General features: G+C 71.8%; 13 protein-coding genes and 1 pseudogene. 1 reads left to right on the top strand and 13 read right to left on the bottom strand.

What is annotated here, in order from left to right:
• Nucleotides 1–193 precede the first annotated feature (193 nt).
• The 9 genes from lepB (ACFWN1_RS26355) to ACFWN1_RS26315 all read right to left on the bottom strand — a co-directional run bounded on the left by lepB (ACFWN1_RS26355) (nucleotide 194) and on the right by ACFWN1_RS26315 (nucleotide 6,439).
• Complete coding sequence (gene lepB / locus ACFWN1_RS26355) at nucleotides 194–1,099, bottom strand: signal peptidase I (protein ID WP_384366796.1); 906 nt, start codon at nucleotides 1,097–1,099, stop codon at nucleotides 194–196.
• A complete protein-coding gene (gene lepB / locus ACFWN1_RS26350; protein WP_384366793.1) occupies nucleotides 1,065–2,174 on the bottom strand; it encodes a signal peptidase I in 1,110 nt (369 codons plus the stop codon). Before lepB (ACFWN1_RS26350) ends, lepB (ACFWN1_RS26355) begins: the two co-directional genes overlap by 35 nt.
• Nucleotides 2,167–2,871, bottom strand: coding sequence for a signal peptidase I (gene lepB / locus ACFWN1_RS26345; protein ID WP_384366790.1), 705 nt, complete (start codon nucleotides 2,869–2,871; stop codon nucleotides 2,167–2,169). Before lepB (ACFWN1_RS26345) ends, lepB (ACFWN1_RS26350) begins: the two co-directional genes overlap by 8 nt.
• Nucleotides 2,872–2,916: 45 nt before the next feature.
• Nucleotides 2,917–3,267 (bottom strand): 50S ribosomal protein L19, encoded by a 351-nt coding sequence (rplS, locus tag ACFWN1_RS26340; RefSeq protein WP_384366787.1) that lies wholly within the window; start codon nucleotides 3,265–3,267, stop codon nucleotides 2,917–2,919.
• A gap of 135 nt (nucleotides 3,268–3,402) precedes the next feature.
• Complete coding sequence (gene trmD / locus ACFWN1_RS26335; RefSeq protein ID WP_384366784.1) at nucleotides 3,403–4,236, bottom strand: tRNA (guanosine(37)-N1)-methyltransferase TrmD; 834 nt, start codon at nucleotides 4,234–4,236, stop codon at nucleotides 3,403–3,405.
• Complete coding sequence (gene rimM, locus ACFWN1_RS26330; RefSeq protein ID WP_384366781.1) at nucleotides 4,233–4,814, bottom strand: ribosome maturation factor RimM; 582 nt, start codon at nucleotides 4,812–4,814, stop codon at nucleotides 4,233–4,235. Before rimM ends, trmD begins: the two co-directional genes overlap by 4 nt.
• Nucleotides 4,815–4,895: 81 nt before the next feature.
• Nucleotides 4,896–5,135, bottom strand: coding sequence for an RNA-binding protein (locus ACFWN1_RS26325; protein WP_005479813.1), 240 nt, complete (start codon nucleotides 5,133–5,135; stop codon nucleotides 4,896–4,898).
• A gap of 5 nt (nucleotides 5,136–5,140) precedes the next feature.
• Nucleotides 5,141–5,560, bottom strand: coding sequence for a 30S ribosomal protein S16 (gene rpsP / locus ACFWN1_RS26320; protein ID WP_384366777.1), 420 nt, complete (start codon nucleotides 5,558–5,560; stop codon nucleotides 5,141–5,143).
• Between the two features lie 279 nt (nucleotides 5,561–5,839).
• Nucleotides 5,840–6,439 (bottom strand): hypothetical protein, encoded by a 600-nt coding sequence (locus ACFWN1_RS26315; protein ID WP_384366774.1) that lies wholly within the window; start codon nucleotides 6,437–6,439, stop codon nucleotides 5,840–5,842.
• A 435-nt stretch (nucleotides 6,440–6,874) separates the two neighbouring features.
• Between ACFWN1_RS26315 and ACFWN1_RS26310 the strand changes: the two genes are divergently transcribed.
• Nucleotides 6,875–7,696: a class I SAM-dependent methyltransferase gene (locus ACFWN1_RS26310; protein ID WP_384366771.1), complete on the top strand. Its 822-nt coding sequence runs from the start codon at nucleotides 6,875–6,877 to the stop codon at nucleotides 7,694–7,696.
• Between the two features lie 72 nt (nucleotides 7,697–7,768).
• On the opposite strand, the gene ffh is transcribed toward ACFWN1_RS26310, so the two are convergent.
• The 4 genes and pseudogenes from ffh to ACFWN1_RS26290 all read right to left on the bottom strand — a co-directional run.
• Nucleotides 7,769–9,319 carry a signal recognition particle protein gene (ffh, locus tag ACFWN1_RS26305; protein WP_384366767.1) on the bottom strand — a complete coding sequence of 517 codons (1,551 nt, stop codon included), beginning with the start codon at nucleotides 9,317–9,319 and terminating at the stop codon, nucleotides 7,769–7,771.
• A 219-nt stretch (nucleotides 9,320–9,538) separates the two neighbouring features.
• Nucleotides 9,539–12,004 carry a [protein-PII] uridylyltransferase gene (locus ACFWN1_RS26300; protein ID WP_384366764.1) on the bottom strand — a complete coding sequence of 822 codons (2,466 nt, stop codon included), beginning with the start codon at nucleotides 12,002–12,004 and terminating at the stop codon, nucleotides 9,539–9,541.
• Between the two features lie 27 nt (nucleotides 12,005–12,031).
• Nucleotides 12,032–12,370: a P-II family nitrogen regulator gene (locus ACFWN1_RS26295; protein ID WP_130332690.1), complete on the bottom strand. Its 339-nt coding sequence runs from the start codon at nucleotides 12,368–12,370 to the stop codon at nucleotides 12,032–12,034.
• Nucleotides 12,367–12,763: pseudogene (locus tag ACFWN1_RS26290) on the bottom strand (ammonia channel protein); the annotation flags it as partial. The gene ACFWN1_RS26295 and the pseudogene ACFWN1_RS26290, both read right to left, overlap by 4 nt.

The raw sequence follows: 12,763 nt of genomic DNA, 5'->3' as shown, positions 1-12,763 counted from the left end.
CCTCGGCACCCCCGGCACCCACCCCCGCCCCCCCCCCCCGGGGCCCCCCGCCCTCCCACCATCCCCACTTGCAACCCCCCCGGCCCCCACCCCCCCGCGGCCGTGGCCTCCGGGTCCCGGGTTCTTCACCGGTTCTCCGGGAGACACCGCCCTCGGCAGTGCCCCTGGACCACACCCGCGCGGCCCCGTCGGCTCACTCCTCGCGCGCGGCCTCGGCGGCGGGGCGGGCGGCCCTGCGGCGACGCCACACGGCCACCGGCAGCACCAGCGCGACAGACGCGGCACCGGGCGCGTACGGCAGCGGTGCGGCGGCGGAGCCCTTCTTGTCCAGGCCGGGCTGGTCGAAGGTGTCCGGGATCGGCAGGGTGCCCCAGCGGTTGACGGGCCACGCCTTCACGATCGCCCGTCCGACCACGTCCTCGACCGGCACCATGCCGTGGTTCTCGTCGGTCTGGTTGTAGCGCGAGTCCCGCGAGTTCTGCCGGTGGTCGCCCATCACCCAGATGCGGCCCTCGGGCACCTTCACCTTGAACTGCCCGCCCTGGTCGTCCACGCTGCACGGCGTGTTGCCGGGGTAGACGTACGGCTCGGTCAGCGCCTTGCCGTTGACCTTCAGCGGGCCGGCGCCCTCGCACTCGACCGTGTCGCCGCCGACCCCGATCACCCGCTTGATCAGGTCCTTCTCCTCGGCCGACGGCATCAGACCGATCCAGCTCAGGCCCTTCTGCACCGCGTTCTGCTCAGGCGTCGGCTCGCCCGCCAGCCACTGGGCCGGGTCGTGGAAGACGACGACCTCGCCGCGCTCGGGCTTGGAGCCGAACCACGGGGTGAGCTTGTCGACCAGGACGCGGTCACCCTGCTGGAGGGTGTTCTGCATCGAGTCGGAGGGGATCGAGAACGCCTGCACCAGGAACGTCTTGATCAGCAGGGCCAGCACCAGCGCGATACCGACCAGGATCGGCAGTTCCTTCCAGAAGGAGCGCTGCTTCGCCGGCTGCCGTGCCGCGTCACCGTTGCCGCCGCTGCCTTCGTCCGTCCGCGGGGGCCGGCCGGGGGGCGTGCCGTCACCGGCCGCCGCGAAGCCGTTCCCGGAGTTCACGGCGCCGTCCGGGGCCGAGGCGTCGGACCCCACGGGGTGCCCGCGGTGCTCCTCGCCGTCGTGCCCCGACCGTGCGCCAACCGCCACATCCCCCACGCCAACTCCTTACTCTCTGCCGCTGCCTGCCCCATGCACGGTGCAGGCCCACCACTCCCATAACGAGCGGGAGTTCCGCAGGGGTCGGGAGCTGGGTCAGTCCGTTCGGATCGCCGGAGGCAACCCTATGCGACGGGGCACCGGCCGCACTCGCCCCGGGCGCCGCGTCGGTGACGCTTGCGAAGGTTTTAGGTTCCTCCAGACGCGTCCAGTGCGCGAAGGGCCAGCCGATGAACATCGCCCGGCCGACGACCGACTCCTCGGAGACGGTGCCGCCGTAGGGGAGGTTCTGGTGGAAGCGGGAGTCGGCGGAGTTTCCCCGGTGGTCGCCCATCACCCACAGGCGGCCTTCGGGCACCGTGATGTCGAAGGAGGTCGCGGAGGGGGCGTTGCCGGGGTAGATGTAGGCGCCCTCGGTGAGCGGGACGCCGTTGACCATGACCCGGCCCTCGGGGTCGCAGCACTTCACCCGGTCGCCGCCGACCCCGATGACCCGCTTGATCAGGTCCTTCTCGTTGTCCGAGGGGAGCAGGCCGATGAAGGTCAGCCCCGCCTTCACCTGCTTCACGCCTACGGGGTCGTTCTTCTTCGGCGTCTCCTCGCCGGACAGCCAGCCGCCCGGATCGTGGAACACCACCACGTCCCCGCGCGTCGGCCTGGAGCCGAACCAGGGGGTGAACTTGTCGACCAGCACCCGGTCCCCGATCCGGATCGTCTGCTCCATCGAGCCGGACGGGATCACGAACGCCTGCACCAGGAACGTCTTCAGCACCAGCGCGATCAGCACGGCGACCCCGAGCAGCAGCGGGATCTCCCGCACCGCCGAACGTCTGCGCTTGCGCTTCACCCGGCGCTGGAGCTTGCGCCGCTCCGCCCGCGAACGGCCGGCGCTCGGCCGGGAGGTCCGGCGGGCGCCGGTGGGCAGCGGATTGTCGGCGGCCGCGCCGGTGACCCCGCGCGGCCTCGCCCGGTTACCCATGCGCGGCCTCCGCGGCAGGCACGCGCGCGTACGCGGCGGGGCGCTCGACGCGCGTCCAGTGGCCGTACGGCCAGACGATCCAGTCGGCGCGGCCCACCACGTCGAAGACCGGGACCATGCCGCCGCCGGGCGAGCCGAGATGGTCACGGGAGTCACTGGAGCGGGCCCGGTGATCGCCGAGCAGGAAGAGACGGCCCTCGGGCACCACCACGTCGAAGGGCACGGCGGACGCGCTGTCCCCCGGATAGAGGAAAGCCGTCTCGTCGACCGGGCGGCCGTTCACCTCGATCCTTGCCTTCCTCTCGTCCCTGCCGCAGCAGACCACATGGTCGCCTCCCACCCCTACAACGCGCTTGACGTAGTCCGCGTGCCCGAAGTACCCGGTCCCGTCGAACACCACCACGTCACCGCGCTCCGGCCGGGCACCGAAACGGTACGCCAACTTGTTTACGAGCACGCGGTCCCCGACCCTCAATCCGCGCTCCATGGAACCGCTCGGAATCTCGAACGGCCGCACCACGAAGGCGTTCAGGAAGAGCACGAAGGCCAGGCAGGTGAAGAGGACCAGGGTGAACCGGCCGCCCGGCAGCCGGTCGGCGAGCCGGGCCACCAACGCGAAACGCGACAGGTCCCGCGCACCCGGGGTTCCGGGTGGGCGGGAGCGGTCGCGTTCCGTGGGCTGAGCTTCGGTGTCCATCGGGGCCAGATGCTATCCGGCCCCGCCAGGACTCCGGGAAGGCGCTCAGTTGTCGCGCTTCTCCTTGATCTTCGCGGCCTTGCCGCGCAGCTCACGGAGGTAGTACAGCTTGGCACGGCGCACGTCACCACGGGTGACGAGCTCGATCTTCTCGACGATCGGGGTGTGCACGGGGAAGGTGCGCTCGACGCCGACGGAGAACGAGACCTTGCGGACCGAGAAGGTCTCGCGGACGCCCGAACCCTGGCGGCGGATCACGACGCCCTTGAACTGCTGCACACGCGAGCGGTTGCCCTCGATGACGCGGACGTGCACGTTGACGGTGTCACCCGGGCGGAAGGCCGGGATGTCGGTGCGCAGCGACGCGGAGTCGACGGTGTCGAGCAGGTGGGACATTTCGTCTGCTTTCTTCGCCGATGCCACAGGTCATCAACGGAACTAGATGTTCGAAGAGGTCGGCCGTGCGGGTCGGAACGGGCGTCGTGTCCCCCTGTGGCAGGGGCGCACGCCGGACGGGCGCACAACAGCGGCCTATTGTTCCATGCCGTCGGTCCTGCGCCAAAATCGCCCGACCGGGTGGCCCTCCGGGTCCGGGGCCCAGCCCAGAATGGAGAGCATCTCCCGGTCCTTCCTGTCGAGGGTGGCGGGGTCGCAGCGCTCGATCAGGTCGGGCCGGTTGGCGGTGGTCCGGCGCATCGCCTCGTCCCGCCGCCAGCGGGCGATCTTCCCGTGGTGGCCGCTGAGCAGCACGTCCGGGATGTCCCGGCCCCGCCACTCGGGGGGCTTGGTGTAGACGGGGCCCTCCAGGAGGCTGGCCATCGCGCCGGGGGCGAAGGAGTCGTCCCGGTGCGACTCGGCGTTTCCCAGCACGCCGGGCAGCAGCCGGGCCACGGCCTCGGTGACGACCAGGACGGCTGCCTCACCGCCCGCGAGGACATAGTCCCCGATGGACACCTCGTAGACCGGCATCCGGGTCGCGTACTCGTCCGTGACCCGGCGGTCGATGCCCTCGTAGCGGGCCGGGGTGAAGACCAGCCAGGGGCGCGTCGACAGCTCGACGGCGAGTTCCTGGGTGAAGGGGCGGCCGCTGGGGGTCGGCACGATCAGGGCCGGGCTGTGCGCGCCCGACTCGTAGCCGTCGGCAAGGACCGTGTCCAGGGCGTCGCCCCAGGGCCCGGTCTTCATGACCATGCCGGGGCCGCCGCCGTAGGGGGTGTCGTCGACCGTGTTGTGCCGGTCGTAGGTCCAGGAGCGCAGGTCGTGGACGTTCACGTCGAGCCGGCCGCTGGCGCGGGCCTTGCCGACGAGGGAGACGTTCAGCGGTTCCAGGTACTCGGGGAAGATGGTGACGACGTCGAGCCTCATGCGTCGTCGTCCTGTACCGGAGCCTCGTCCAGCGCCGGAGCCTCGTCCCGGGCCGAGGCGATCTCTGCGCGGTCGTCGATCAGGCCGGGCGGCGGGGTGATGACCGCCTTCTGCTCCGCCAGGTCGATCTCGCTGACGATCTCCTCCACGAACGGGATGAGCACCTCGCTGCCGTCGGGACGCTCCACGATGAAGAGGTCCTGGGAGGGCAGATGGGAGATCTCGGTGATCCGGCCGATCTCCGTGCCGTCCTCGGTGACCACGTCGAGGTCGATCAGCTGATGGTCGTAGTACTCGTCCTCGTCGTCCGGCGCCTCCTCCGGGTCGACGTCGGCGATCAGCAGCGTGTTGCGCAGCGTCTCGGCGGCGGTGCGGTCGCCGAAGCCCTCGAAGCGCAGGAGGAGACGGCCGCTGTGGACGCGGCCGGTGGCGATGGTGAGCGGCCCGGTGGAGGCCGGGTCGGTGGTAAGGACCGCGCCCGGGGCGAGCCGCGACTCCGGCTCGTCGGTGCGCACCTCGACGGTGACCTCGCCCTTGATGCCATGAGCACGGCCGATCCGTGCGACTACCAGCTGCACGAGTACAGATCTCCTGTCATACGACTCGGGCCGGGGACGGCCCAGTGGCCCTCCCCGGCCCGAACCGGTTGCTATGAAGCGTCAGCGGACGTGGTCCACGTCGACGAGGTCGACACGGACACCGCGGCCGCCGATGGCGCCCACGACGGTACGCAGAGCACGCGCGGTGCGGCCGTTGCGGCCGATCACCTTACCGAGGTCGTCGGGGTGCACCCGGACCTCCAGCACGCGCCCGCGGCGCAGATCGCGCGAGGCGACCTGCACATCGTCGGGGTTGTCGACGATGCCCTTCACGAGGTGCTCAAGCGCCTCTTCGAGCATGCTGCTCAGGCCTCGGTCGACTCGGACTCGGCAGCGGCCTCGTCCTTCTTCTCAGCCTTCTTCTTCTGGGTGATGGCCTCACCCTTGCCCTCGGTGTCGCCACCGAGCGCCTCGAACGACGGACGGGCCGGCTTCGGCTCGGCGACGAGCAGCGGCGCGGGAGCCGGCTCACCCTTGAACTTCTGCCAGTCGCCGGTCTTCTTCAGAATGGCGAGCACCGGCTCGGTCGGCTGCGCGCCGACACCCAGCCAGTAGGCGGCGCGCTCGGCGTCCACCTCGATGACCGACGGGTTGTAGGTCGGGTGGTACTTGCCGATCTCCTCGATGGCCCGGCCGTCACGGCGGGTACGGGAGTCGGCGACGACGATGCGGTAGTGAGGCGAACGGATCTTGCCCAGACGCTTCAGCTTGATCTTGACTGCCACGGGAGTGAGTTCTCCTGGTTTTGACGTGTGTTGGGCACGGCGGAGCTGCCGCGTGGGGTTGCGGTACCCGAGTGCCCGATGGACGCGTCAGCCGGAGGAGAGAGGGGTCCTGTGCGACTGTCGAGTACGGCTAGCCATTGTGCCACACCCGGCAGGGCCGTCCGGGCCGGGGTGGGCGATCTTGACCATGCCTGTGGAACACCCGGCGCCGCACCCCCGACACGGCCGCCCGCAGGGCGAAACGGGAGCTGATCACGGCTGCCACGAGCAGCCGCGTCGTCAGCTCGCCGCCGCCACGGCCTCCGGGATGCGGAACGGTTTGCCGCAGCCGCCGCACATGATCGGCGCCTGCGCCAGCACCGAGGGGACCACCCGGACGTTGCGGCCGCAGTCGCAGACCGCCTTGACCCGGACACCGCCTCCGGAGGAGCCGTGCCGCGCGGCCGGACCCCGGAAGGTGCGTGAGGTGTCGGCGGAGGTGGCCACCGTGTGCGCCTTCAGCGCGCGCTGGAGGCGGTCGATGGTAGGGCGGTAGCGCCGCTTGGCCTCGGGGTTGAGCGTGACCAGGGAGAAACCGCTGCTCGGATGCGGCTCATCGGGATGGTCGAGGCCCAGCTCCTCGGCCACGGCGAGGAAACGGCGGTTGTGGTAGCGGCCGGCCCGGGAGGTGTCGCGCACCCCTCGGGCAGCGGCGATGCCGTGCACCGCCTCGTGCAGCAGGCGTTCGAAGGAGAGTTCGCGTCCGCACGCGGACGACGACTCCCCGATCAGGGATTCCGGTGCGGCGAGGTCGGGCAGCTCGGGGTGGTACCGCTGAATGTCGGCCCACGCCTGTGCCAGCTCCGCGGCGAGGACAGGTGGTGTCTGTGTCGTGCTCACGTAATGACAACGAGCGGGGGTGCCGCTGTGTTCCTATTCCGGGGCATCTCAAATAATTTGCACCTACCCGTCAGTTGTCGCCGATGCGTCCTGACGAGGGCGGGTCCGCCGTTTCACGGAGAAGCCTCGCAGCTCCCCCCAAGCCGGTGCGTAGCACCGCATACGGCTCCCGGCGTCCACGTGTCCGCCGCCACCACCGGACCCGCACGTTACCCGGTACGTCCGGACGCCCCGGCACCCGGTGGTACACGCCCGCGTTGCGGGGGCGTGAATTCGAGCCACACGCGCCATCCGGGGACAAGCCGGGCCCCACGACCACTGGACGACTCGGCGGGCCGGGAGTTACCTGGCATACGTGGAAAGTGCGCACGCACGGCACACGGGGGCCACACACCGGGCACGGCGACGGACAGCCGGCGGATTGGGGCGCTACCTATGACACCTGCGCTCGTGCGGGAGCACCTGGCCCACGCGGGTTCCGCACCACCCCGCGTGAACCCCCGCAAACGCGCGCGCGACTGGTCGGAGATCCAGGAGCGGATGCTTCTCCCGCTCCACGAGACCGTCCACGAGCGCCTCGAAGTGGGACCGGGCACCCGCCTGCTGGGCCTCTGCTGCGGCTCCGGGCTCGCCCTGCTGCTGGCGGCCGCCAGGGGCGCGACCGTCACCGGCGTCGACTCCCGCCCCGAACACCTCGCCCTCGCCCGCGCACGTCTGGCCCCGCAGGCCCGGCTCCTCCGGGCGGACTCCCCCGCCGGCGCGGCAGGCCCCGGCACACCCCCGTACACCCTCGTCACCGCCTACGAGACGGCCGGCCCCCTCGATGACTCCGGCGTCCTGGGCGACGCTCTCGGCGCCGCGCTGCCGCAGGCCGCGCGCGGGGCCGCGGTGGTGCTGGCCGGCTGGGGGCCGCCGGAACGGTGCGCCACCTCCACCGTGCTCAGGGCGGCCGCCAGGCTCGCCGCACCGCGGCGCGGCTGGCGTCCGCCCCGGCGCGACGACCTGGAGGAGGTCGCGCTGCGCGCCGGGCTGAAGCCGGACGGCTCCGGCCGGGTGGCCTGCCCGTTCGGCTACGCCGACAGCGACAGCGCGGTACGCGGGCTGGTGTCGACCGGACTGTTCGACACGGCGATCGCGGCCACGGACCGCAAGCAGGTCGGCAAGGACCTCACCGAGTCCCTGCACCCCTACCGGCGCCCCGACGGCACGGTATGGATGCCGAACGTCTTCCGCTACCTGATCGCCCGCGTGCCCTAGGGGGCACCCCCGACGCGCGAGGGCGCCCCCTCACGGAGAAGGGGCGCCCTTGGCACGTGCGCGGGACCGGCGTCAGCCCATGAACTTCTTGAACTCGTCGGGGAGTTCGAAGTCCTGGCTGCCCTGCTGAGGCAGGCCGAGCGCGTTGCCGCCCTGCGCGGCGGCCTCGCGGCGCTGGGCCGCCTCCAGCTCCTGCTGCTGACGCTTCATCGGGTTGCCCGAACGCTGCTTGCCCTTGGCCTTCCTCGGCTGCTTCTTGGTGCGGCCGGGGCCGCCTCCCATGCCCGGAATCCCGGGCATGCCCGGCATGCCGCCGCCCTGGGCCATGCGGGACATCATCTTGCGCGCCTCGAAGAACCGCTCCACCAGGCTCTTCACCGCGCTGACCTCGACACCGGAACCCTTGGCGATACGGGCCCGGCGGGAGCCGTTGATGATGTTCGGGTCGGTACGCTCGGCCGGGGTCATCGACTTGATGATCGCGGCCGTGCGGTCCACGTCCCGCTCGTCGATGTTGTTGATCTGGTCCTTGATCTGACCCATGCCCGGGAGCATGCCGAGCAGCTTGCTGATGCTGCCCATCTTCCTGACCTGCTCCATCTGGGACAGGAAGTCGTCCAGGGTGAAGTCCTGGCCCTTCTTCGACGCCAGCTTCGAGGCCATCTTCTCGGCCTCTTCCTGACTGAACGTCTTCTCCGCCTGCTCGATCAGGGTGAGCAGGTCACCCATGTCGAGGATGCGGGAGGCCATCCGGTCGGGGTGGAACGCGTCGAACTCGTCCAGCTTCTCGCCGTTGGAGGCGAACATGATCGGCTTGCCGGTGATCTGCCGGATCGACAGGGCGGCACCACCGCGGGCGTCACCGTCGAGCTTGGAGAGCACCACGCCGTCGAAGCCGACGCCGTCGCGGAACGCCTCGGCGGTGTTGACGGCGTCCTGGCCGATCATGGCGTCGACGACGAAGAGGATCTCGTCGGGGCTGACGGCGTCCCGGATGTCGGCGGCCTGCCGCATCATCTCCTGGTCGATGCCCAGGCGGCCGGCGGTGTCCACGATCACGATGTCGTGGACCTTGGCCTTGGCGAACTCGATGGAGTCCCTGGCGACCTCGACCGGGTCGCCGACACCGTTGCCCGGCTCGGGGGCGTACACCGCGACACCGGCGCGCTCGGCGACGACGCTGAGCTGGTTGACGGCGTTGGGGCGCTGGAGGTCGCAGGCGACGAGCAGCGGCGAGTGGCCCTGCTCCTTCAGCCAGCGGCCGAGCTTGCCCGCGAGCGTGGTCTTACCGGCACCCTGGAGACCGGCCAGCATGATCACGGTGGGGGGCTGCTTGGCGAAGCGGAGACGGCGGGTCTCGCCGCCGAGGATGGTGACCAGCTCGTCGTTGACGATCTTGAGCACCTGCTGGGCGGGGTTGAGGGCCCGGGAGACCTCGGCGCCGAGCGACCTCTCCTTCACGTTCTTGATGAAAGAGCGGACGACAGGAAGCGCGACGTCGGCCTCGAGGAGCGCGATGCGGATCTCGCGGGCCGTGGCGTCGACATCCGCCTCGGTCAGCCGACCTTTGCCCCGCAGGGTCTTGAAGGTATTCGCCAAGCGGTCGGAGAGGGTATCGAACACGGCGCTCGTCGGTCCTCAGGTAGGGGGCATGGTGGATCGCCCTCCAGAGTATCGGGCTCCGCGAGCGAATCGTCCCTCGCCGGTGCGGACGCCGACGAGCGTGGAGGACGCCACGTCGGCGTGGACCACCGGGACACGCCCTCCGACCGGCTCAGCGCGACCCGATCACCCCCGCGCCGGCAACGACACATCCGATGAACGAACAGGGCGACCCGCAGGTCACGCCCGCAGTGTCTCCTCCAGCGCCCGTGCCGTGGCCGCCGCGTCCTCAGGGGGCAGGGGCGCGCCCGTGCCGCCGGTGACGTAGAAGGCATCGACGGCGTTCGCGCCCAGCGTGCTGACATGCATGCTCCGCACCCGTACCGCCGCCTTCTCCAGGGCCGCGCCGATGCGGAACAGCAGACCGGGCGCGTCCTGGGCGCGGACCTCGATGACGGTGGCGTGGTGGGAGGCGGCGGGGGCGACGGTGACGCGTGGGGGCGGGGCGGCGCGGCCGCGGCGGCGGGGGTAGGCGGCGTCGCGTTCGGCGAGGCGGGCGGTGATGTCCAGGGTGCCGTCGAGTGCGCGGACGAGGTCGGCGCGCAGACGGGTGGCCTGCGGGAGGGAGCCGTACTCGGCGGCGACCCGCCAGTCGAGCAGCAGGACGGAGCCGGCGTCGGAAGCGTCGACGTCGTTGGGCAGCCGCAGGGTGCGGAGGCCGGCGGTGCGGACGGTGAGCCGGTGCAGGGCGAGGACCCCGGCGAGGGCGGGCAGGACGCCGGGCTGGTCGGGTACGGCGATGACCAGTTCGACACCGAGCGGTTCGCTCGTCTCGGCGGGGTCCGCGTCGGGCGGGGCGGGTTCGGTCCGGGTGCGCAGGGCGAGGACGGGGCCGCCGGTGCGGTGGGCCTCGATGGCGAGGCGTTCCTGTTCGGCGGTGGGGGCGGTGGTCTCGGGTTCGGTGTCGGGGTGTTCACCGGCGAGGAGGGCGGCGACGCGGCGGACGAGGTCGGTGACGAGGGAGCCGCGCCAGGTGGACCAGGCGGCCGGGCCGGTGGCGAGGGCGTCGGCCTCGGTGAGAGCGTGCAGCAGTTCCAGGGTGCTCTGGCCGCCGACGGCGTCGGCGACCGCGCGGACGGTGGCGGGGTCGTCGAGGTCGCGGCGGGTGGCGGTCTCGACCAGCAGCAGGTGGTGCCGGACGAGGGTGGAGATGACGGTGACGTCGGCGCGGTCGAAGCCGAGGCGGGCGGCGACGTCACGGGCGATGATCTCGCCGGCCTCGGAGTGGTCGCCGGGCCAGCCCTTGCCGATGTCGTGCAGGAGGGCGGCGACGAGGAGGAGGTCGGGGCGGCCGACGCGGCGGGTGAGGGCGGAGGCGCGGACGGCGGTCTCGATGAGGTGCCGGTCGACGGTCCAGAGGTGGACGGCGTTGCGCTGGGGGCGGCAGCGGACGCGTTCCCAGTCCGGGAGCAGCCGGCTGATCAGGCCCTCGGCCTCCAGGGCTTCCCATACGTCGACGGTGGGGCGCCCGGAGCCGAGCAGAGTGATGAGCTGTTCGCGGGCCTCGGCGGGCCAGGGGGTCGGCAGGGGACGCGCGGCGGCGGCCATGCGCCGTACGGCGTGCGGGGAGAGCGGGAGGGCGGCCTGGGCGGCGGCGGCCGCGGCGCGCAGGGGCAGTACGGGGTCGCGTTCGGGGCGGGCGGTGCGGGCGAGGACGGCCTCGCCGTCCTGTTCCACGACGCCTTCGGCGAGGGGTGAGCGTTCGGCGGCGGGCTTGCCGCCGCCGAGCATGGCCCGCAGCCGGGGCCGTACGGCACGGGCGCGCAGGACGCGGCCGACCTCGCGCCAGGTGACGTCGCCGGCGTAGGAGATCACGCGGCCGGCTTCGTAGACCTGGCGGAGGAGGGTGTCGGCGTCGAGGAGGCCGAGTCCGGCGGCGACCTGGTCCTGTTCCTGGAGGGCGAGGCGGTCGGTGGCACGGCCGGTGACGAGGTGGAGGGCGTCGCGGGCGTCGAGGAGGCGGCGGCGGGCGTCGGCCAGGCCCTCGCGGGGTGCGTCGGCGAGCCAGGAGGCGGCGACGGCGCGCAGGGCGGTGGCGTCGCGGAGTCCGCCGCGGGCTTCCTTGAGGTCGGGTTCGAGGAGGAAGCGGAGTTCGCCGTGGCGTTCGGCGCGTTCGGCGCAGAGTTCCTGGAGTTCGGGGAGGCGTTTGGCGGCTTGGTCGCGCCAGTCGGCGAGGATCGCGGTGCGCAGTCCTGCGGTGAGTCCGAGGTCGCCGGCGAGGTGGCGGGCGTCGAGCAGGCCGAGCTGGACCTTGAGGTCCTCGCCGGCGGTCTTCCGGGCTTCGGCGGGGGTGCGTACGGAGTGGTCGAGGCTGATGCCGAGGTCCCAGACGGGGTACCAGAGGCGGTCGGCCAGGGCGGCGACGGCGGCGGGGTCGGTGCCGTCGTGGAGGAGGAGCAGGTCGAGGTCGCTGCGGGGGGAGAGTTCGCCTCGGCCGTAGCCGCCGACGGCGACGAGGGAGACGCCCTCGATGGCGGGGGCGGCGGCGCTGAAGAGGCCGGTCAGCCAGTCGTCGGTGAGCTGGGCGAGGGCGGTACGGCGCGGCGGCCCGGACCACGCCTCCTGGTTGAGGAGGTGCAGCCGGGCCGCCGCGTAGCCGCTGGGTCCCGTGTCGTCGGTTTCTTTCCGGTCATCCGTGCGGCTCACCCAGCGACTCCTGTTCTTTCCTGCGTTTCAGAGCGCGTCCGGGCCGCGCTCGCCGGTGCGGACGCGGACAGCGGTCTCGACCGGCAGGGACCAGACCTTGCCGTCCCCGATCTTGCCCGTCCGGGCGGCCTTGACGACGACGTCGATCAGCTGCTCTGCGTCCTCGTCCTCGGCCAGCACCTCGATACGGATCTTGGGGACGAGGTCGACGGTGTACTCGGCGCCCCGGTAGACCTCGGTGTGCCCGCGCTGGCGACCGTAGCCGCTGGCCTCGGTGACGGTGAGGCCGTGGACGCCGAACGCCTGGAGCGCTTCCTTGATCTCGTCGAGCCGGTGCGGCTTGACGACCGCCGTGATGAGCCTCATGCGTCCACCTTCCTGATCTTCAGGGCGGCCGCTGCCTGGGCCGTGGTGCCGCCGACGACTCCGCCGCCGGTGCCGCTGAAGTCGTACGCGGTCTCGGCGTGCTGGGACTGGTCGATGCCGGAGACCTCTTCGTCCTCGGGGACCCGCATGCCGATGGTCTTGTCGAGGAGGAAGGCGAGGACGGCGGAGGCCAGCAGGGAGTAGGCGAGGACGGCGAAGACGCCGGCGCACTGCTTCCAGAGCTGGTCGAAGGTGTGGTCGCCGTAGAAGACACCGGCCGCGGCGGACTGGCCCTTGCCGGTGGCGAAGAAGCCGATGAGCAGGGAGCCGACGATGCCGCCGACCATGTGGACGCCGACGACGTCGAGGGAGTCGTCGTAGCCGAACCTGAAC

The organism is Streptomyces sp. NPDC058459, assembly GCF_042721685.1.
Taxonomy (GTDB): domain Bacteria; phylum Actinomycetota; class Actinomycetes; order Streptomycetales; family Streptomycetaceae; genus Streptomyces.
Note: the sequence above shows the minus strand (reverse complement) of the source record. Positions and strands in the feature narration are given on the sequence as shown.